This window comes from Amycolatopsis thermophila, from assembly GCF_030814215.1.
GTDB classification, from domain to species: Bacteria; Actinomycetota; Actinomycetes; order Mycobacteriales; family Pseudonocardiaceae; genus Amycolatopsis_E; species Amycolatopsis_E thermophila.
The window spans coordinates 3694174-3714248 of the sequence record NZ_JAUSUT010000001.1; the positions used below are offsets into that span (position 1 = coordinate 3694174).

The following is a 20075-nucleotide window of genomic DNA, read 5'->3' on the forward strand; positions in this document are numbered from 1 at the left end:
GGGTGGGAGGGGTGAAGGTCAACTCACCCGAAGAGCTGGCGACGGAGCTGGACCGGGTCGGCTACCTGGCCGACGAGGGCGTCGCCACCGCCGCGTTCCTCGCGTTGCGCATGCAGCGCCCGCTGTTCTGCGAAGGCGAACCCGGGACCGGGAAGACCTCGCTGGCGGTGTCGCTGTCGGAGGCGCTCGGGCTGCCTCTGGTGCGGCTGCAATGCCACGAGGGCATCGACGCGGCGCAGGCGCTGTACGAATGGGACTTCCCGCGCCAGCTGCTGCACCTGCGGGCGCTGGAGGCCGGCAGCGAGCACCTGGACGTGGACACGGCGGAGCAGTCGCTGTTCACCGAGCGGTTCCTGCTCGCCCGGCCGCTGCTGCGGGCGCTGAAGGAGTCGCCGTGCGTGCTGCTGGTCGACGAGATCGACCGCGCCGACGACGAGTTCGAGGCGTTCCTGCTGCAGTTGCTCGACGAGAACGCCGTGACGATCCCCGAGTTCGGCGAGATCCGCGCCGAGCGGCCGCCACTGGTGCTGCTGACCTCCAACCGCACCCGCGAGGTGCACGACGCGCTCAAGCGCCGGTGCCTCTACCACTGGCTGGAGCACCCCGACCTGGCCCGCGAGGTGGCCATCCTGCGTCGGCGCGTGCCCGGCATCGGCGACCGCCTCGCCACCCAGGTGGCGGTGGCCGTGCGCCGGCTGCGCGAGCTGGAGCTGCTCAAACCGCCGGGGATCGCCGAGTCGCTGGACTGGGCGCAGGCGCTGCTGGCCCTCAACCGCGACGAGCTGGACGCCGAGATCGCGGCCCGCACGCTCGGCGCGGTGCTCAAGTACTCCGAGGACCTCGACCGGGTCCGCGCCAAGCTCGACACCGTGCTCGCCTGAGCGTCGCGCCGAGCCCGGCCGGGGGTGCGCGGTGAGCACCAAGCCGGAGACGGCGGACCCGGTCCGCAGCTTCGAGGGCCGCGCCGAGCGCCGCGCAGCTACCCGCGCCAGGAACACCACGGCCACCGGTGCGCGCAAGGCCGCGCCGCGTGAGACCCCGGCCCGGCGCACCACCACTCGTCGCAAGGCGAAGCGGCTCGCGAGTAGCCGCCGTCGTCTTCCGCTGCTCGTCACCGCGCCCGGCGCGCGAGCAGGTAGGCCTGCGGTGTCGTCTCGTACTCGAACGCCGGCTCTCGCACCAGTTGCGCGGTCACCGGAATCCCGGCGTCCGCCAGCAGCTCCGCGATCCGGTCGGGCGGGAGGCGGTACGCGTCGTAGGACACGGTGTGCCCGTAGGCCTGCTCGAGCCGCCTGCGCTCGTCGCCGGCCTGGAACGCCACCATGAGGTGCCCGCCGGGCACGAGGACCCGTGCGAACTCGGCGAACACCGCGGGCAACAGCTCCGGCGGCGTGTGGATGATCGAGTACCACGCGAGGATCCCGCCGAGGCTTTCGTCCGCCAGGGCCAGATCCGCCATCGCGCCGACCTCGAACCGCAGGTGCGGGTACCGCCGCCGGGCCTCCGCCAGCATGCCGGGTGACAGGTCGATGCCGAACACCGGAACCCCCAGCGAGTCCAGGTAGGTCGTCACCCGCCCCGTGCCGCAGCCGATGTCGGCCACCTGCCCGCCGTCCCTGCGCACGTACTCGGCGAACAGCCCCAGCATCGCCAGGTCCTCGGGGGTTTGCTCCAGAAGGCCTTCGAGGAGCCGGGCGTAGTCGACCGCCACGGTGTCGTAGGCCGTGCGGGTGGCATCCAGATACGTCACGCGGCGACCGTAGCGGTCCGCACCGGTCCCGCCGGTGCGACGCGCCGCGGAAACCGTTGGCCCACAAGAAGGTCAGTGTCCCAGGCCGCAGCCGCGCCTCCACCGGGTCCCCGGTCGCGACGTCCTGCCCCGCCGGCCGCCCCCGGACGACGTGCTCCAGCTCGTGGAGCCGGTCGTCGTGCTGGTCGAGGAGAGCGGCGGACCGGGATCGCCCCGACCCTCAAGGCGGGCTCGATCAACCACCAGACGAACCCGCTCGGTCTCACACAGCGGTCAACGGTCCGGGAGGGGTCCAGCGGGCGGCGGCGGTGGACGCGCGGACCGACAGCCGGGCCGGCATGAGCCGGAGCACCGCGTTGCGCGCCGCGACGGCCAGCGGGTTCTTCAGCTGGGCGCCCAGCCGCCCGGCCTGGTCGGACCTGCGCGCGATCGCCTGGCTGCGCGGCCGGCGTTCGCGGTCGTACGCCCTCAGCGCGTCGGCGATCGACGTGTGCCGGACGGTGGCGGCGGCGAGCACGACTGCGTCTTCGATGGCCTGGCAGCCGCCCTGACCCAGGTACGGCGACATGGCGTGGGCGGCGTCGCCGAGCAACGCGACCCGCTCGCGCACGTACGTCGGCAGCGGGGTGCGCAGCGCGAGCAGGTCGTTCTGGAGGAACCGCTCGTCCGGCGTCGCCTCGATCAGGCTCGGCAGCGGTTCCGGCCAGTCGCCGAAGTGGCGCCGCAGGAAGGCTTTCGGGTCCGCGTGCCGGACATCAGGGGACGACTCGCACGCCAGGTACCAGTACAGCCGGCCGCCGGTCAGCGGCAGCATCCCGACCTCGGTGCCCGGTCCGAGGAGACCGGACAGTTCGAGCGGTCCCGGATCGTCGAGGATCGCCCGGAACGCGGTGTGCCCGGTGTGTGCCGGGCCGGGGTGACCGGGCCAGAGCGCCGAGCGGACGGCGCTGTGGACGCCGTCGGCCGCCACGACCAGGTCGGCGGTGAGCTCGCCGCCGTCCCAGCGCACCCGGCCGTCGCCGGTCACCGCGGTGATCGTGGTGCCCGCCCGCAGATCCGCGGCCGGGATGGCGTCGCGCAGCAGGTCGAGGAGCTGGGCGCGGGCGATGCCGAGGAGCGGTTTGCCCAGCGCGCGTTCGAACCGGGCGCCGTCGACCTCGGTCAGCAGGCGGCCGTGGTGGTCCCGCAGCCGTCCGCTGACCTGCGGCACGGCGAGCGGCGCCAGGTCGAGGCCGAGTGTTTCCAGGGCGCGCAGAGCGTTGGGCCACAACGTGATGCCCGCGCCGACCTCGGCGAACCGCGGCGCTCGCTCGAAGACGGCGACCTCCCAGCCCGCCCGGCGCAGCCCGATCGCCGCGCTCAACCCGCCTATGCCGCCGCCGATGACCGCTGCTGTTCTCATGCCGGTGACTCTACACCTGTAGAGTGATCGGCATGAGAGTGGCATCGATCGCGGACGCGGCCATCGAGGTGGTCGCGGCGGACGGGATGCGCGGCCTGACCCACCGGGCCGTCGACAGGGCCGCGGGGCTGCCGCCCGGATCGACCTCGTACTACGCCCGCACCCGGGCGGCGCTGCTGGAACTGGCGGTCACCCGGATCGCCGAACTCGACGACGCGTCGCTGACGGTGGCGGACGACGAGCTGGCGCCGGCGCTCGCGCGTTTCCTGCACAGTGCGATGACCGCTGGCCGCACGCGCCTGGTGGCGCGCTACGAGTTCGCGCTGGAGGCCACGCGACGGCCCGAGCTGCGGGCGATCTACGACCGGGTGGGGCAGCGGTTCCGCGACAGCTGCGCCGAACTGCTTGCGCGCGCGGGCTCCCCGGACCCGGCACGGCACACCCGGATGCTGATCGCCTGGTGCGATGGGGTGCTGTTCGATTCGGTGGCCGGGGCGGGGGCGGCTCGCGCGCCGGAGCCGGCGGAGCTGGAGCTCAGCACGGCGGAGTTCCTGGCGGCGCTGCTGCCTGGGGCGCGTGCTCAGCGTCCGGCAGCTGGGTCTTCCGGTGGGGAGTAGTCCTTCTGTTGATCACTTGGTGCCGTGCGCCTCAGCCCAGGTTGCGCACGCTGCCGAGGCCGAGCCGGACCCAGACGTTCGTTGTCCATGACAGCTATCTGATGCCCAGTCGGCACGAGATGGCAGAAACCACTTTCGGGAGAAGGCGTGGCCCTCACTCACTCGGACCCGGCAGCAGCCTCCGCGGCGGTGCAGCCGCCACCCGGATCCCGTGAGTGGCGTGTGCTGTCCGTGGCGCTCATCGCCGCGTTCATGGCGGTCTTCGACCTGTACGTGGTCAACATCGCCGCTCCGACCCTGCGCAGCGACCTGCACGCCGGCGACGCCTCCCTGGAACTCGTGGTCTCCGGCTACGCGTTCACCTATGCGGCGGGCCTGGTGACCGGTGGCCGGCTCCGCGACCGCTTCGGCTACCGCACGATGTTCGTGGCCGGCATGGCGGCTTTCTCCGCCGCTTCCCTGCTGTGCGCGCTCGCCACGACCCCGGGCCAACTGGTCGCCGCCCGGCTGCTGCAGGGCCTGACCGCCGCCGCGATGGTCCCGCAGGTCCTCGCCCTGATCACCGTCACCTTCCCGGCCGCCCACCGCGCGCGGGCGACCGGCTGGTACGGCGCGGTCAGCGGGCTGGGCGCCCTGTGCGGGCAGATCCTCGGTGGCCTGATCCTCAAGGCGGACCTCTTCGGCCTCGGCTGGCGCGGCATCTTCGTGGTCAACGTGCCCGTCGGGGCGGTCGCGGTGGCGCTGGGACTGGCCGTCCTGCCGCGCACCCCGGCGGCGCAGAGGGCCAAGTTCGACCCGATCGGCGCGCTGGCCGTCTTGTTGGCCCTGGCCCTGGTGCTGGTCCCGCTCTCCCTCGGCCGTGAGTCCGGCTGGCCGCTGTGGACCTGGCTGTGCCTGATCGCCTCCGTCCCGGCGATGTTCGCGGCGATCGCCTGGCAGCGGTCCCTGCTGCGGCGCGGCGGTGCGCCCATCATCAACACCGCCCTGTTCCGCAACCGGCCCTACTCACTCATGCTGTCGGCCGCCTCCGCGTACCAGCTGTACTTCGGCAGCTTCCTCTTCGCCCTCACCCTGGTGGTGCAGAGCTGGCTCGACACCTCCCCCGACCGGGCCGCACTCGTCTTCCTGCTCCAGGGCGTTCTGTTCACGGTCGCGTCCATGGTCGGCGGAAAGCTGGTCGCCCGGTACCGCACCGGTGTGCCGGTCGCCGGAGGCATCCTGGTGATCGCCGGTCTGTTGCTGGTCTCCGGCGAACTGGTGGCGGGCGGGCACGCGTTGTCCGCCTGGTGGCTCGTACCACCGCTGGCCGTGATCGGCCTGGGCAACGGCCTGCTGCTGCCCCCGCTGATCGGCGGTGCGCTGTCCCGGGTGCAGCCGGAGCAGGCGGGCGCCGCGTCCGGAACCCTCAACACCGCCCAGCAGTTCGCCAACTCGCTCGGCGTGACCGTGATCGGCACCGTCTTCTTCGCGCTCGCCGGGCCGGCGCTGCACTCGGCGGGCCACGCCATGGAGATCCTCGACGTGGTGTACGTCGTCCTGACCGCCGCCGTGATCACCCTCGTGAAGCTGGCGGACCGGGCGGGCCGCTGAGGCGCCCGCCGCCCGCCCAGCAGCTCTCGCGGGCCTGTTGGTGGCCCTGCGCGCCCAGGGCGGGACGGCTCCGACAGCGTCATCGTCTCCACGATGTCGGCGATGGTGGCGGCGGGCGCCGGGGGCCCGGGTGGTCAAGCACGGCAACCGTTCCGCGTCCTCCGCCTGCAGCTCGGCCGACGTCCTGGAGAAACCGGGCGTGGTGCTGGACCCGTCCCCGGGGACGTCCGGGATCGCGGCGGCGACCCCGCCCACAACGCCCGGGTGCCCCGCGACCTTCGCGACCTGGTTCGGCACGCGGAACCCCTCACATCGGATTTTCGCGTAACAATGGTCGGGTGAGTACCACTGACCCGCTGGCCGGATTCGTCGGCTTCGCCACCGCCCTGCGCGAGGCGGGCGTGGCCTGCGGACCCCAGCGGGTGCAGGCCTACCTGGACGCTGTCCAGCGGCTCGACGTCGGCGAGGCGGACCAGCTGTACTGGGCGGGGCGGCTGACCCTGTGCTCCGATCCGGACGACCTGATCCGCTACGACGACGCGTTCGCACAGTGGTTCGCCGCCGCGCCGCCCGAACCGCGGCCGGCGACGGTCCGTCGCGAGCAGCGGTCCCGCATCGCGGCGATGGTCTCCCAGCCTGGCGGCGAGGGCGACGGCGACACGGACAACGATGAGCTGCGGGTCGCGGCCACCGATGCGGAGGTGCTGCGCGAGCGGGACCTCGCGGAGCTGACGAAGGCCGAACGGGAGCACCTGCGCGAGCTGATGGCGGTGCTGCGGCCGCAACCACCGAGGCGGAAGTCCCTGCGCAGCAGGCCCGCGCGGCGCGGATCGCTGGACCCGGGGCGGACCCTGCGGGCGATGCTGGCCGGCGGCGGCGAACCGGTCCGGCTCGCCCACCGCCACCGGGCGAACCGGCCCCGCCGGGTCGTGTTGCTGCTGGACGTGTCCGGCTCAATGAGCCCCTACGCCGACTCGCTGCTGCGGTTCGCGCACGTCGTGGTGCGGCGGGCGCCGGCCGCGGTCGAGGTGTTCACCCTCGGCACGCGGCTCACCCGGGTGTCCCGCCAGCTGCGGCAACGCGACCCCGAACGCGCGATGCTGGCCGCCGGCACCGCGGTGCCCGACTTCGCGGGCGGCACGCGGCTCGGCGAGACGCTGCGGATCTTCCTCGACCGCTGGGGGCAGCGCGGGCTCGCGCGCCGCGCGGTCGTCACCGTGTTCTCCGACGGGTGGGAGCGCGGAGACCCCGGGCTGCTCGGCGAGCAGACGGCGCGGATGCGCCGTCTGGCGCACGCGGTGTTCTGGGTCAACCCGCACGCGGGCCGCGAGGGCTACGCTCCGGTGCAGTCCGGCATCGCGGCCGCGCTCCCGCACGTCGACCGCCTGCTGGCGGGCCACAGCCTGGCCACCTTGGAACGACTGCTGCTGGAGATCCGCGATGCATGACGTACTGGACGAGTTGTACAAGCGCTGGCGCGACGGTGAAGCGGTCGGCGTCGGCACGGTCGTGGCGACCTTCTCCTCGGCGCCGCGCGCCCCGGGCGCCGCGATGCTGGTCACCGAGGACGGGACGGCGGTCGGCAGCGTGTCCGGCGGCTGCGTCGAGGGCGCGGTGTACGAGCTGGCCCAGCAGGTCGTGGCCGACCGCGCGCCGGTGCTGCAGCGCTACGGCGTCAGCGACGACGACGCGTTCGCGGTGGGCCTGACCTGCGGCGGGATCATCGACATCTACGTCGAGCGGGTCGACCGGGAGACCCTGCCCGAGCTGGGCGACGTCGTCGACTCCGTCCACAGAGGAGAGCCGGTCGCCGTGGTCACGGTGATCGAGCACGAGGACCCGGAGCGGCGCGGGCGGCACATGATCGTGTGGCCGGACCGCACCGCGGGCACCCTGGGCACCGACCGGATCGACGACGCGGTCGCCGACGACGCGCGCGGCCTGCTCGCCAACGGGCGCACCGGGACCCTCCACTACGGGCTGGAGGGCGAGCGGCGCGGCGAGGGCATGTCGGTGTTCGTCAACTCCTTCGAACCGCAGCCGCGGATGCTGGTGTTCGGCGCGATCGACTTCGCCGCGGCCATGGCGCGCATGGGCGCCTACCTCGGCTACCAGGTCACCGTGTGCGACGCGCGGCCGGTGTTCGCCACCGCGTCCCGCTTCCCGGAGGCCGACGACGTGGTCGTGGACTGGCCGCACCGGTACCTCAAGGCCGAGGCCGAGGCGGGCCGGATCGACCGGCGGACGGTGATCGCGGTGCTCACCCACGACCCGAAGTTCGACGTGCCGCTGCTGGAGGTCGCGCTGCGGCTGGACGTCGGGTACATCGGGGCGATGGGCTCGCGGCGCACGCACGAGGACCGCCTCACCCGGTTGCGGGAGGCGGGATTGACCGAGGACGAACTGTCGCGATTGGCCTCCCCGATCGGGCTCGACCTCGGGGCCCGCACGCCCGAGGAGACCGCGGTCTCCATCGCCGCGGAGATCATCGCGATGCGATGGGGCGGGGGCGGGCAGCGGCTCACGGAGCTGTCCGGGCGCATTCACGGCTGACCCGTTCGCACCTTCACGACTGGACACTTGGTGGAGCCCTGTTCCGCGTTTGCGGTTGTGCACCAGGCGTTTCTCGTGCAGGTGCGATGGACGGGTTGAAGCGTCACCCAACGAGGACTTGTCGGATCGGCACGGACGTAGCACGCTCGCTTGTGAAGCCGATCACCCAGCTCCCACCACTGGAGGCCTCATGCGCATCACCGTCACCGTGGACGGAACCAGCTACACCGACGAGGTCGAACCCCGCACGTTGCTCGTTCACTACCTGAGGGAGACGCTCGGGAAAGTCGGCACCGTGATCGGGTGCGACACCAGCAACTGCGGCGCCTGCACCGTGCACCTCAACGGGCACAGCGTGAAGTCCTGCTCGGTCCTGGCCGTGCAGGCCGACGGTGCCGAGGTCACGACCATCGAGGGTCTGGCTCGCGACGGCGAGCTCCACCCGGTGCAGCAAGCGTTCCACGACAACCACGCCCTGCAGTGCGGTTTCTGCACGCCGGGCATGATCATGCAGTCCATCGACCTGCTGGCCGACAACCCGGACCCGGACGAGCACGCCGTGCGCGAAGGGCTCGAGGGCAACCTGTGCCGGTGCACCGGCTACCAGAACATCGTGCGGGCCGTGCGCGACGCGGCGCAGCGGATGAGCCCGGGCGCGGGTCCGGAGGCCGAGCGCGTGTCGGGTGAAGACGTCACCCGCACGTCCGGCGCGTTCGCGGGCGGGGGTGAATGAGATGACGTCGACGATCGAGCCCGAGGTCGGCAAGGCGCGCACCCGCAAGGAGGACGCGCGGCTGATCACCGGCCGCACCCGCTGGACGGACAACATCACCCTGCCCGGGATGCTGCACGTGGCGATCCTGCGCAGCCCGTTCGCCCACGCGCGGATCAATTCCATCGACACGGCGCCGGCGCGGGACATGCCGGGCGTCGTCGCCGTCTACACCGCCCGCGACCTCGACCCGGACAGCGCGATCGGCATGCCGTGCGCGTGGCCGATCACGCCGGACATGAAGCAGCCGCGGCGGCCCGTGCTGGCCGCCGACCAGGTCAACTTCGCCGGTGAGGGCGTCGCGGTGGTCGTGGCCCGCAGCAAGGCCGAGGCCGCCGACGCGCTCGAGGCCATCGACGTGGACTACGAGGAACTGCCCGTGGTCCTCGGCCTCGAGAACGCCATCGCCGAGGACGCGCCGCTGGTCCACGAGGAGCTCGGCACCAACAAGCAGGCGACGTGGGTCTTCGACTCGGCCGAGGCCGGCACCGGCGAGAACGTCGAGGACGCGCTGTCCAGCGGCGAGGTCGTGCTCAAGCGCCGGTTCCGCCAGCAGCGCCTGGTCCCGGCGTTCATGGAGCCGCGGTCGGTCGTGGTCGACCCGACCGGCACCCAGATCACCATGTGGTCGGCCACCCAGGTGCCGCACATCCTCAAGACGATGACGGCGCTGACGCTGGGCATCCCGGAGCACAAGCTTCGGGTCATCGCCCCGGACGTCGGCGGCGGCTTCGGCGGGAAGATCGCGGTGCTGCCCGAGGAGACCATGGCGGTGCTCATCGCGCAGAAGCTCGGCAAACCGGTCAAGTGGACCGAGACCCGCTCGGAGGCCATGCAGACCGCGCACCACGGTCGCGACCAGATCCAGGACATCACGATCAGCGCGACGCGGGACGGCAGGGTCACCGGCTTGAAGGTCGAGCTGCTGGCCGACATGGGCGCCTACAACGGCCTGGTCGGCCCGGGCGTGCCGATCCTGGGCGCGTTCATGTTCAACGCGATCTACAAGATCCCGGCCTACCACTTCGCCTGCACCAACGTGTTCACCAACACCACGCTCACCGACGCCTACCGCGGCGCCGGCCGGCCGGAGGCCACGTTCGCGATCGAGCGGATGATGGACGAGCTGGCCGCCGAGCTCGGCATGGACCCGCTGGAGCTGCGCGAGAAGAACTGGATCAAGCACGACGAGTTCCCGTTCACCACGGTCTGCGGGCTGACCTACGACTCGGGCAACTACGAGGCCGCCACCGAGCGGGCCAAGGAGCTGTTCGACTACGAGGGCCTGCGCCGGGAGCAGCGGGAACGCCGCGAGCGCAACGATCCGGTGCAGCTGGGCATCGGCATCTCGACGTTCACCGAGATGTGCGGCCTGGCGCCGTCGCGGGTGCTCGGCTCGCTCGACTACGGCGCGGGCGGCTGGGAGCACGCGGCGATCCGGGTGCTGCCCACCGGCAAGGTCGAGGTCGTCACCGGCGCGTCCGCGCACGGGCAGGGGCACGAGACGGCGTGGAGCCAGATCGTGGCCGACCGGCTCGGCGTGGCGTTCGAGGACATCGAGGTCCTCCACGGCGACACGCAGTCCTCGCACAAGGGCATGGACACCTACGGGTCGCGGTCGCTGGCGGTCGGCGGCATCGCGGTGGTCAAGGCCGCCGAGAAGGTCGTCGACAAGGCCCGCACGATCGCCGCGCACCTGCTGGAGTGCTCGCCGGACGACCTCGAGTTCGAGGGCGGCAAGTTCACCGTCCGCGGCACCGACACCTCGACGACGATCCAGGACGTCGCGTTCGCGACGTTCGCCGCACACAACCTGCCGGAGGGCATGGAGCCCACGCTCGACTCCGAGGCCGTGTTCGACCCGGAGAACTTCTCGTTCCCGCACGGCACGCACCTGTGCGCCGCCGAGGTGGACACCGAGACCGGGCGGGTGCGGTTGCGGTCGTACGTGTGCGTGGACGACGTCGGCAAGGTGGTCAACCCGCTGATCGTGGAGGGTCAGGTGCACGGCGGGCTCGCCCAGGGCATCGCGCAGGCCCTCTACGAGGAGGCGGTGTTCGACGAGAGCGGCACGCTGACCACCGGCACGTTCGCCGACTACCTGCTGCCCTCGGCAGCCGACCTGCCCTCGTTCGTCACCGACCGCACGGAGACGGCGGCGACGTCCAACCCGCTGGGCGTCAAGGGCGTCGGCGAAGCCGGCACCATCGCGTCCACCCCGGCCGTGGTCAACGCGGTCGTCGACGCCGTGCGGCACTTCGGAATCAACGACATCGAGATGCCGTGCTCGCCCATGCGGGTGTGGTCGGCGATCCACCGCGGCCGTGCCGATGCCGGTGGCGTCGGCGCGGAGGCCGGCGGCGGACTGGGTTCCATCGACGCTTCGGGAGGTGCGCAGTGATCCCCGCTGCCTTCGACTACGTCGCTCCATCCACTGTGGATGAGGCGGTGCAGGCGCTGGCCTCGGCCGGCGAGGACGCCAAGATCCTGGCGGGCGGGCAGAGCCTGCTGCCGGTGCTGCGGATGCGGCTGGCCGCGCCGACGACGGTGGTGGACCTGGGCAAGGTCAGCGAGCTGCGTGGCGTCCGCGAGGACGGCGACGCGATCGTGATCGGCGCGATGACCACGCACTACGACGTGCAGCGCGACCAGCTGGTCGCCGAGCACGCCGCGTTGCTGGCCAGGGCGACCGACACGGTGGCCGACCCGCAGGTGCGGCACCGCGGCACGTTCGGCGGTTCGATCGCGCACGCGGACCCGGCGGGCGACCTGCTGGCCCCGGCGCTCGCGATGGACGCCGAGATGGTGATCGCGAGCAGCAGCGGCCGGCGGACGGTCCCGGCGGCGGAGTTCTTCCAGGACTTCTTCACCACGGCCTTGGGGCCGGGCGAGATCCTGGTGGAGGTCCGGGTGCCGAAGCACACCGGCTGGAAGGCGCACTACGAGAAGTTCAACCGGGTCGCCCAGGCCTGGTCGATGGTCGCGGTGGCGGCCACGGTCCGCACGGACGGCGACTCGATCGCCGAGGCTCGTGTCGCGCTGACGAACATGGCCTCGGTGCCGGTGCGCGCCACCGCGGTGGAGGAGGCCCTGATCGGCCGCCCGGCCACAGCCGAGTCGATCCGCTCCGCGGCGGCCCACGCCGCCGAGGGAACCAGCCCGACAGCGGACGGCAACGCGGACGTCGAGTACCGGCAGGAGCTGGCCAAGGTACTGACCGGCCGGGCGGTCTCGGCCGCCCTGGCCGCCGTCTAACACCCCCCACCCCGCGGCCAGCCGGCGAGCCCCCGGCCGGCCGCGGGGCACGGCCAGCCCACCCCGGCCGGAGGCGGGCACGGCCGGCGCACCCCGGTCGGCCGCGGGGCTCGGCCAGTCCACCCCGGCTACGGGCACTACTGGCCCGCCCCGGCCGCCGGGCGCGCCCCGTTCCACCCCGGGCAGTCGCGGGGCCGCGGCCAGTCCACCCGGTCGGCCACGGGGCGCGCTCCGTTCCACCCCCCCGCTGGAACGGGCGAGCTCCATTCACCTTGGGCACGGCGGGCTCCACCCCCTGCCGGGGCGATAGCCAGCCCCCACTGCACGAGCAGCCACCCACGCGGATTCCGCACGGCAGCGGCCTCACATCGCAGCTCGCTCCGCGCGGGCCGTCGACAGGGCGCCGTCCGGCTCGGCGACGGGCACTACCGGCCCATCCCGCCCGCGGGGCGCGCCCCGTTCCACCCCGCCGGTGGGACGGGGCGAGCTCCATTCACCGTGGGCACGGCGGGCTCCACCCCCTCCCGGGGCGACAGTCAGCCCCCACTGCACGAGCAGCCACCCACGCGGAGTCCGCACGGCACCGGCCTCACATCGCGGCTCGCCCCGCGCGGGCCGCCGACAGAGCGCCGTCCGCCCCGGCCGGTCTCCCCGTGATTGCCGCCCCGGGACACACCAACGTGATCAACGACCCCGTTTTCCGCCTCGCCCACAACGGGCACTGGTGCTTCGGAATCACCCACATGCCCGTTCCGGCACTAAGGTGGCTCAGAGGGACTTGAAGCTGTCTGGAGAAGGGAGGTCGGCCCGTGCGGCTCGACCATGAATTCACCGTTCCGGCCCCGCCTGCCGAAGTGTGGAAGGCGGTCACCGACCCGGAGCGCGTTGCCCCCTGCATGCCGGGCGCGACCCTGACCAAGGTCGAGGGCGAGACGTTCACCGGCACGGTCAAGGTGAAACTGGGGCCGATCTCCCTGCTGTACAAGGGCTCCGGCGAGTTCCTGGAGACCGACGAGCAGGCCCGCAAGATCGTGATCAAGGCGTCCGGCAAGGACTCCCGAGGCGCCGGTACCGCGGCGGCCACCGTCACGGTGACCCTGTCCGAGGAGAACGGCGGCACGAAGGGCACGGTGGCCACGGACCTCAACGTCACCGGCCGCCCGGCGCAGTTCGGCCGCGGCATGATTTCCGAGGTCGGCGGCAAGATCCTGGACCAGTTCGCCACCAACCTCGCCGACCGCCTGGGCTCCGCGGAGACCCCGTCGGCCCCCGCGACCGAGGACAAGCCGGCCGAGTCCGGGGTGACCACCGAGCCGGCCCCGGAGAAGCCCAAGCTCGAAACGGTGAAGCCCCAGGCCCAGGAAGCCGAGGCGATCGACCTCTTCGAGTACGCCGGGAGCTCCATCACCAAGCGGCTGGCGCCGGTGCTGGCCGGACTCGCCGCGGTGCTCGGCGTGGTCGCGATCGTGCGCTTGCTTCGCCGCCGCTAGTCGCGCGGGAGGCCTCGTCGGCGCGCCAGACTGCGCGGGTTCGCCGCGGTCGCGGCGCGGTGGCGCTCGTCGGTCTGGTCCGCCGTGGTCGCGCCTGGGGTGGGCGCCGGTCGTGGTGAGTGGCTCCGCGGTGTGCGGGGTTCGTTGCCGTGCTCGGCGAGCGCCCCGGCCCCGCTTGGTCCGACAGTGCCTCGCGAACGAGCCGTCGCCACATGCCCCGCGCCACGGTGGCGAAGCGGCGGTGCCCTGCGCCACGGGTGGGGAAGCGGCGCGCCCCCTGATCGGTTGTACTGGGCGTGCACAGCGAGACGGATGTGGTGGTCATCGGGGCGGGGCAGGCCGGGCTGTCGGCCGCCTACTTCCTCCGGCGGGCCGGCCTGCGGAACGGCTCGGGGTTCGTCGTGCTCGATCACAATCCCGCGCCGGGCGGGGCGTGGCAGCACCGCTGGCCCTCGCTGCGCCTGGACAAGGTCCACGGGTTCCACGACCTGCCCGGCCTGGCCTTCGACGAGCACGACGAGCACCGGAAGGCGTCCGACGTCGTCGCCGAGTACTTCGCCCGCTACGAACGCCTCTTCGACCTGCCGGTCCGGCGCCCCGTGGAGGTGCTCGCCGTGCGGGACGGGGGTGCGCGCCTCCTCGTCGAGAGCGCCGACGACACCTGGGCCGCCCGCGCGGTCATCAACGCGACGGGCACCTGGGGCCGCCCCTTCTGGCCGCACTACCCGGGCCAGGAAACCTTCACCGGCCGCCAGCTGCACACCGCCGACTTCCGCGACGCCGAGGAGTTCCGCGGCAAGCACGTCCTCGTCGTCGGCGGCGGCACCTCCGCCGTGCAGCTCCTCATCGAGATCGCCGACTTCGCGAGCGGCACCACGTGGGTCACCCGCCGGCCGCCGGTCTTCCGCGACGTCGAATTCGGTCCCGAGCTGGGCCGCGAGGCCGTCGCGAAGGTCGAGCGCCGGGTGCGGGCCGGCCTGCCGCCGATGAGCGTCGTGAGCGTGACCTGCCTGATTCGGACGCCGCAGGTCCGCGCGGCCGAGGCCCGCGGAATCCTCGACCGTAAGCCGATGTTCGACCACATCACCCCGACCGGCATCGTCTGGCCCGACGGTAGTGAGCAGCGCGTCGACGTGATCCTGTGGGCCACCGGTTTCCGCGCCGCCCTGGACCACCTGGCGCCGCTCCACCTGCGTGAACCCGGCGGCGGCATCCGCATGGACGGTACCCGCGTGGTCAAGGAGCCCCGCCTGCACCTGGTCGGCTACGGCCCCTCGGCGAGCACGATCGGCGCCAACCGCGCGGGACGCACCGCCGTACGCGAGGTCCGGCAGCTCCTGGCCGCGACGCAGGCGGACCAGGTAGCGGCCGCGAGCTGAGGCGCCGCCGGCTCGGCGGGTGGTCACGCGCTCCAACGCGCCGCGCGAGGCGTCCCAGCCTCCCGCGCGTGGGCTGGGTGGCCGGAGCGGATGCGTCGAGCTGGCGCCTGGGGTACTGCAAGGGCGGGCGGCGTGGCCGGGTCTGGGGTGCCGCCCGCGCATCCGCTGGGTGGGCTGGGTGGCCGGAGCGGATGCGTCGAGCTGGCGCCTGGGGTACTGCATGGGCAGGCGGCGTGGCCCGGTCTGGGGTGCCTCGCGTGCGCTGGGTGGCTGCGGTGACCGGAGCGGATGCGTCGAGCTGAGGCGTCGGGTATCGCACGGGCAGGCGGCGTGGCCGGGTCTGGGTGCCTCCTGCGCGTGCGCCGGGTGGCGGCGGTGACCGGAGCGGATGTGTTGAGCTGGCGCCTGGGTGCCGCACGGGCAGGCGGCGTGGCCGGGTCTGGATGCCTCCTGCGCGTGCGCCGGGTGGCGGCGGTGACCGGAGCGGATGTGTTGAGCTGGCGCCTCGGGTGCCGCACGGGCAGGCGGTGTGGCCCGGTCTGGGGTGCCTCCCGCGTGCGCCGGGTGGCCGGGGTGGCCGGAGCGGATGTGTCGAGCTGGCGCCTGGGTGCCGCACGGGCAAGCGGTGTGGCCTGGTCTGGGTGCCTCCCGCATCGGCTGGGTGGCCGGGGTGGCCGGAGCGGTTGCGTCGAGCTGGCGCCTCGGGTGCCGCACGGGCAGGCGCCGTGGCCCGGCCTGGGGTGCCGCCCGCGCATCCGCTGGGCGCAGGCCCGCCCCGGTCTAATTCGGCAGTGCGAACACCTTCCGGGCGTTGCCGCCCAGGTACAGCTCGCTCGCGGTCGCCCCCAGCTCCAGGTCCGGGAGCCGCTTCAGGGCCCCGGCCGGGGTCAGCATCGGGTAGTTGCTGCCGAACAGCACGCGCCCCCGCCCCCGTCCCCGCATGAACTCCACCAGCTCGCCGGGCAGCCGGTGCACCGCGTAGGCCGACGTGTCCACGTAGAAGTTCGGGTACTTCGTCGCCAGGGAGAGGACCTCCGCCATCCACGGGTAGCCCACGTGCCCACCCACCACGACCAGCTCCGGGAAGTCCAGCAGCACCTCGTCGAGGTACGGGATCGGCCGCCCGGGCTCCGACGGGCACAACGGCCCGGTGTGCCCGATCTGCGTGCAGAACGGCACGTCCTCCTCGACGCACGCCACGTACACCGGGTAGTAGCGCCGGTCGTTCGGCGGCAGGTTCCACAGCCACGGCACCACCCGCACCCCGACGAACCCGTTCCGCACGCACCGCCGGATCTCCCGCACCGCCCGCACCGGGTCGGTCAGGTCCACCGAAGCCAGCCCGGCGAACCGGTCCGGGTGCGCCGACACGATCTCCGCCACTTCGTCGTTCGAGATCAGCGCCCCACCGGGCCCGTGCCACGCCGACAGCAACCCGACCCGCACCCCGGCCTCGTCCATCGCGTCCAGAGTCGCCTGCAGCCGGGGAGCGCGGCGCGACATGTCCGTCCACCGCAGCAGCGTCTCCAGCCACGGCTGGTCCATGAAACGCTGGTTCGGCTGCTGCATCCACACGTCGATCACGTCAGCCATCGGTTCTCCCTCCACTGGTCAACAAGGTGTGCGCGGCGCGGGCCACCAGATCCGCGACGGATACCGGCGGGGGACGGCCCTGCGCCAGGTAGCGCCGGACAGCGGCGTAGGGCAGGTCGATCAGCACCAGCAGCAGCTCGTCGGTGCCCAGCCCGGTCGTCGCGCGCAGCGGCCGCAACGCCGTCCGCAGGATCCGGCCGAGCTCCTCGTCGGTCCGGTCGCACGCGGCCCGGTCGTCCGGCGACCAGGCGTCCTCGCCGAGCACCCGCTTGCCCGCGTACAGCACCTGCGCCTGCCCGGGGTTCTCGCGGCACCAGCGCACCACCGACGCCGTCGCCGCGACCACGTCCGCCGCCGACGGCTCCTCGCCCAGCACGGCGCGGTAGTCGTGCTGGAACCGCCGGACCGTGCGCAACCACAACGCGGCCAGCAGCGCGGGCCGCCCGGCGAACCGGTGGTACACCGATCCGCTCGGCGCTCCCGCCTCCCGCGCGACGGCCGACATGGTCACCGCCTCCGTCCCGCCCGTGGCGAAGAGGCGGACGGCCGCGTCCAGCAGGTCGTCCGCCGAAAACCGCGGTGGCCTCCCCATGATATTGGAGACTACTGTCCAAAACCGGGGTGTCAACCGCTTGACAGCGTTCCGCCCGCCCTCAAAGGTTTGTCCCATGAACAAGGGCATGCTCACGCTCGACCAGCTCCGGGAACTGGTCGAGGAGGGCGCCGTCGACACCGTTCTGGTCGCGATGACCGACATGCAGGGCCGCCTCCAGGGGAAGCGCTGCGCGGCCCCGTACTTCCTCGACGAGGTCGTCTCGCACGCCACCGAGGCCTGCGACTACCTCCTCGCCGTCGACGTGGACATGAACACCGTCGACGGCTACGCGATCTCCTCGTGGGAAAGCGGTTACGGCGACTTCGTCCTGCGGCCGGACCTGTCCACGCTGCGCCGCGTGCCCTGGCACGAGGGCACCGCCCTGGTGCTCGCCGACGTGGAGCACGTCGGAGGTGGTGAGGTGAGCGTCTCGCCGCGCCAGGTCCTGCGCCGCCAGCTCCACCGGCTCGCGCAGCGGAACCTCGCCGCCTACGTCGGCACCGAGCTGGAGTTCATCGTCTTCGACGACACCTACGAGCAGGCCCGGCAACGCGGCTACCGCGACCTCGAACCCGCCAATCAGTACAATGTGGACTATTCGTTGCTCGGCACGGCGCGGCTGGAACCGTTGCTGCGCCGCATCCGCAACGGCATGACCGGCGCCGGCATGTACGTCGAGTCCGCGAAGGGCGAGTGCAACCCCGGCCAGCACGAGATCGCGTTCCGCTTCGACGAGGCCCTGCGCACCTGCGACAACCACAGCATCTACAAGACCGGCGCCAAGGAGATCGCCGCCCAGAGCGGCCGCAGCCTCACCTTCATGGCGAAGTACAACGAGCGCGAGGGCAACTCCTGTCACATCCACCTCAGCCTGCGCGGCACGGACGGTGCTCCGGTGTTCGGCGAAGATCCCGCGCTGATGCGGCACTTCATCGCCGGGCAGCTGGCCTGCCTGCGCGAGCTCACCTGCTTCCTCGCCCCGAACATCAACTCCTACAAGCGTTTCGTGCCCGGCAGCTTCGCGCCGACCGCCGTCGCGTGGGGCACCGACAACCGCACCTGCGCGCTGCGTGTCGTCGGGCACGGGCCGTCACTGCGGGTGGAGAACCGGGTGCCGGGTGGGGACGTCAACCCGTACCTCGCCGTCGCCGCGCTCGTCGCCGCCGGACTGCACGGCATCGACAACGAGCTGCCGCTGGAGGACGAGTTCACCGGCAACGCCTACCGCTCGGACAAGCCGACCGTGCCGGCCACACTCCGGGAGGCGGCGGAGCTGCTGGCCGACAGCAAGGTCGCCCGCGAGGCGTTCGGCGAGGACGTCGTCGAGCACTACCTCAACGCGGCGCGGGTCGAGCTCGCCGCCTTCGATGCCGCCGTCACCGACTGGGAGCGCCGGCGTGGGTTCGAACGACTCTAGGCCCGCCACCACGCGCAACGGAGGCGACGGGCGCCGCTGTTCTCGACCGGTCATCGGCATCACCTCCTACCTGGAGAAGGCGAGCTGGGGCGTCTGGCACACCGACGCCGCCCTGCTGCCGCGATCCTATGTGGACTCCGTGCGCAACGCGGGCGGCGTCCCCGTTCTCCTGCCGCCGGCCGGCGAGGACGCCGACGTCCTGTCCGCGGTGGACGCCCTGGTCCTCGCCGGGGGAGCGGACGTCGAGCCGGAGCGCTACGGACAACCGGCCCAGGGCAAGACCGTGACCCGCCCGGAGCGGGACGCGTTCGAGTTCGCCCTGGCGCGGGCCGCCCTCGACCGCGGTCTGCCGGTCCTCGGCGTGTGCCGCGGCATGCAGGTCCTCACCGTGGCCCTCGGCGGCAGCCTGATCCAGCACCTGCCGGACCGCGTCGGCCACACCGGGCACCAGCCCGCGCCCGGCGTCTACGGGCCGAGCCGCGTCGCGCTCGCCGGGGGCAGCCGCCTGGCGGGGATCCTCGGCACCGAAACCAAGGGCCAGTGCTACCACCACCAGGCCGTCGACCGGCTCGGCGACGGCCTGGCAGCGGTCGGCTGGGCCGCCGACGGCACGATCGAGGCCGTCGAGCTGCCCGGCGACGACTTCGTGGTCGGCGTGCAGTGGCATCCGGAGCAGGACACGCAGGAGGTCCGGTTGTTCGCGGCGCTGGTGGCGGCATGCCGCTGACCGGCCCGCCCGAGGAGCACGGAGGTACAGGGATGCGGCGGTTCGACGGCCGGGTCGTGGTCATCACCGGCGGCGGCAGCGGGATCGGCCTGGCGACCGCGCGCCGCCTGGCGACCGAGGGCGCCACGGTGGTGGTCGCCGACGTCGACGCCGAGGCGGGCAAGGCCGCGGCGGACGAGGTCGGTGGCGAGTTCATCGCCACGGATGTGACCAGCGAGGAGCAGGTCGAGGCCCTGTTCGCGACCACCGTCGACCGCTTCGGCTCGCTCGACGTCGCGTTCAACAACGCCGGGATCTCGCCCCCGGAGGACGACTCGATCCTGACCACCGGCATCGACGCGTGGCAGCGGGTCCAGCAGGTCAACCTGACCTCGGTGTACCTGTGCTGCAAGTACGCCATCCCGCACATGCGGCGGCAGGGCCGGGGCTCGATCGTCAACACCGCGTCGTTCGTCGCCGTGATGGGTGCGGCGACCTCGCAGATCTCCTACACGGCGTCCAAGGGCGGGGTCCTGGCGATGACCCGTGAGCTGGGCGTGCAGTTCGCCCGCGAGGGGATCCGGGTGAACGCCCTGTGCCCCGGACCGGTGAACACCCCGCTGTTGCGCGAGCTGTTCGCCGAGGACCCGGAGCGCGCCGCCCGCCGTCTGGTGCACGTGCCCCTGGGCCGGTTCGCCGAACCGGAGGAGATCGCCGCCGCCGTGGCGTTCCTGGCCAGCGACGATGCGTCGTTCATCACGGCGTCGCAGTTCCTGGTGGACGGCGGTATCTCGGGCGCGTACGTTACCCCGCTGTAGACTGAAGCCGGACAACTGAACACCAGGCCGTCACGAGCCGGAGCGGGAGAGTCCCCAGGTCACTGGGGCACCGAAGGAGCAACTTCCCCGTCAATCTCTCAGGTACCAGTTACCGCTCCGCGCCAGGCCACTCTGGAA

18 protein-coding genes and 1 riboswitch are annotated in these 20075 nt (G+C 72.7%); of the genes, 14 read left to right on the forward strand and 4 right to left on the reverse strand.

Features of this window, described 5'->3' with window-relative positions; all coding sequences use genetic code 11:
* Positions 1-11 precede the first annotated feature (11 nt).
* Positions 12-881 (forward strand): AAA family ATPase, encoded by an 870-nt coding sequence (locus tag FB470_RS18195; RefSeq protein WP_306993089.1) that lies wholly within the window; start codon positions 12-14, stop codon positions 879-881.
* A 230-nt stretch (positions 882-1111) separates the two neighbouring features.
* Here FB470_RS18195 and FB470_RS18200 read toward each other — a convergent pair whose 3' ends face one another.
* A complete protein-coding gene (locus FB470_RS18200; protein ID WP_306993091.1) occupies positions 1112-1750 on the reverse strand; it encodes a class I SAM-dependent DNA methyltransferase in 639 nt (212 codons plus the stop codon).
* 262 nt (positions 1751-2012) lie between these two features.
* The gene (locus tag FB470_RS18205; RefSeq protein ID WP_306993093.1) at positions 2013-3152 is read right to left on the reverse strand and encodes an FAD-dependent monooxygenase; all 1140 of its coding nucleotides are present in this window, start codon (positions 3150-3152) and stop codon (positions 2013-2015) included.
* A gap of 32 nt (positions 3153-3184) precedes the next feature.
* Here FB470_RS18205 and FB470_RS18210 point away from each other — a divergent pair, with 32 nt between their 5' ends.
* The 10 genes from FB470_RS18210 (at position 3185) to FB470_RS18255 (ending at position 14808) form a co-directional block, all read left to right on the forward strand.
* On the forward strand, positions 3185-3769 hold the full coding sequence (locus FB470_RS18210) for a TetR/AcrR family transcriptional regulator (RefSeq protein WP_306993095.1): 585 nt from the start codon (positions 3185-3187) through the stop codon (positions 3767-3769).
* A 222-nt stretch (positions 3770-3991) separates the two neighbouring features.
* Positions 3992-5359 (forward strand): MFS transporter, encoded by a 1368-nt coding sequence (locus FB470_RS18215; RefSeq protein ID WP_306993097.1) that lies wholly within the window; start codon positions 3992-3994, stop codon positions 5357-5359.
* 40 nt (positions 5360-5399) lie between these two features.
* Positions 5400-5687 carry a hypothetical protein gene (locus tag FB470_RS18220; protein WP_370876490.1) on the forward strand — a complete coding sequence of 96 codons (288 nt, stop codon included), beginning with the start codon at positions 5400-5402 and terminating at the stop codon, positions 5685-5687.
* 10 nt (positions 5688-5697) lie between these two features.
* Positions 5698-6807: a vWA domain-containing protein gene (locus FB470_RS18225; RefSeq protein ID WP_306993101.1), complete on the forward strand. Its 1110-nt coding sequence runs from the start codon at positions 5698-5700 to the stop codon at positions 6805-6807.
* Positions 6800-7912, forward strand: a complete 1113-nt coding sequence (locus FB470_RS18230) for an XdhC family protein (RefSeq protein ID WP_306993102.1) — start codon at positions 6800-6802, stop codon at positions 7910-7912. Before FB470_RS18225 ends, FB470_RS18230 begins: the two co-directional genes overlap by 8 nt.
* Positions 7913-8102: 190 nt before the next feature.
* On the forward strand, positions 8103-8645 hold the full coding sequence (locus FB470_RS18235; protein WP_306993104.1) for a (2Fe-2S)-binding protein: 543 nt from the start codon (positions 8103-8105) through the stop codon (positions 8643-8645).
* A 1-nt stretch (position 8646) separates the two neighbouring features.
* The gene (locus FB470_RS18240; RefSeq protein ID WP_306993106.1) at positions 8647-11085 is read left to right on the forward strand and encodes a xanthine dehydrogenase family protein molybdopterin-binding subunit; all 2439 of its coding nucleotides are present in this window, start codon (positions 8647-8649) and stop codon (positions 11083-11085) included.
* Entirely contained in the window at positions 11082-11939 is an 858-nt protein-coding gene (locus tag FB470_RS18245; RefSeq protein ID WP_306993108.1) for an FAD binding domain-containing protein, read from the forward strand. Before FB470_RS18240 ends, FB470_RS18245 begins: the two co-directional genes overlap by 4 nt.
* 809 nt (positions 11940-12748) lie before the next feature.
* Complete coding sequence (locus FB470_RS18250) at positions 12749-13429, forward strand: SRPBCC family protein (protein WP_306993110.1); 681 nt, start codon at positions 12749-12751, stop codon at positions 13427-13429.
* A gap of 296 nt (positions 13430-13725) precedes the next feature.
* Positions 13726-14808, forward strand: coding sequence for an NAD(P)-binding domain-containing protein (locus FB470_RS18255; RefSeq protein ID WP_306993112.1), 1083 nt, complete (start codon positions 13726-13728; stop codon positions 14806-14808).
* Between the two features lie 780 nt (positions 14809-15588).
* Here the strand turns inward: FB470_RS18255 and FB470_RS18260 are convergent.
* Both FB470_RS18260 and FB470_RS18265 read right to left on the reverse strand, forming a co-directional pair.
* Positions 15589-16401 carry an amidohydrolase family protein gene (locus FB470_RS18260; RefSeq protein ID WP_306993114.1) on the reverse strand — a complete coding sequence of 271 codons (813 nt, stop codon included), beginning with the start codon at positions 16399-16401 and terminating at the stop codon, positions 15589-15591.
* Entirely contained in the window at positions 16394-16993 is a 600-nt protein-coding gene (locus FB470_RS18265; protein WP_306993115.1) for a TetR/AcrR family transcriptional regulator, read from the reverse strand. The genes FB470_RS18260 and FB470_RS18265 overlap by 8 nt, the downstream gene beginning before the upstream one ends.
* A gap of 88 nt (positions 16994-17081) precedes the next feature.
* Here FB470_RS18265 and FB470_RS18270 point away from each other — a divergent pair, with 88 nt between their 5' ends.
* Genes FB470_RS18270 through FB470_RS18280 form a run of 3 tightly spaced genes read left to right on the forward strand, consistent with a single transcriptional unit; the run spans position 17082 to position 19937 of the window.
* On the forward strand, positions 17082-18413 hold the full coding sequence (locus FB470_RS18270; protein WP_306999340.1) for a glutamine synthetase family protein: 1332 nt from the start codon (positions 17082-17084) through the stop codon (positions 18411-18413).
* A gap of 52 nt (positions 18414-18465) precedes the next feature.
* Complete coding sequence (locus tag FB470_RS18275; protein ID WP_306999342.1) at positions 18466-19140, forward strand: gamma-glutamyl-gamma-aminobutyrate hydrolase family protein; 675 nt, start codon at positions 18466-18468, stop codon at positions 19138-19140.
* Positions 19141-19172: 32 nt separating this feature from the next.
* Positions 19173-19937: a 3-oxoacyl-ACP reductase gene (locus FB470_RS18280; protein WP_306993117.1), complete on the forward strand. Its 765-nt coding sequence runs from the start codon at positions 19173-19175 to the stop codon at positions 19935-19937.
* Positions 19938-19970: 33 nt separating this feature from the next.
* Positions 19971-20062: riboswitch (glycine riboswitch) on the forward strand.
* Positions 20063-20075 lie beyond the last annotated feature (13 nt).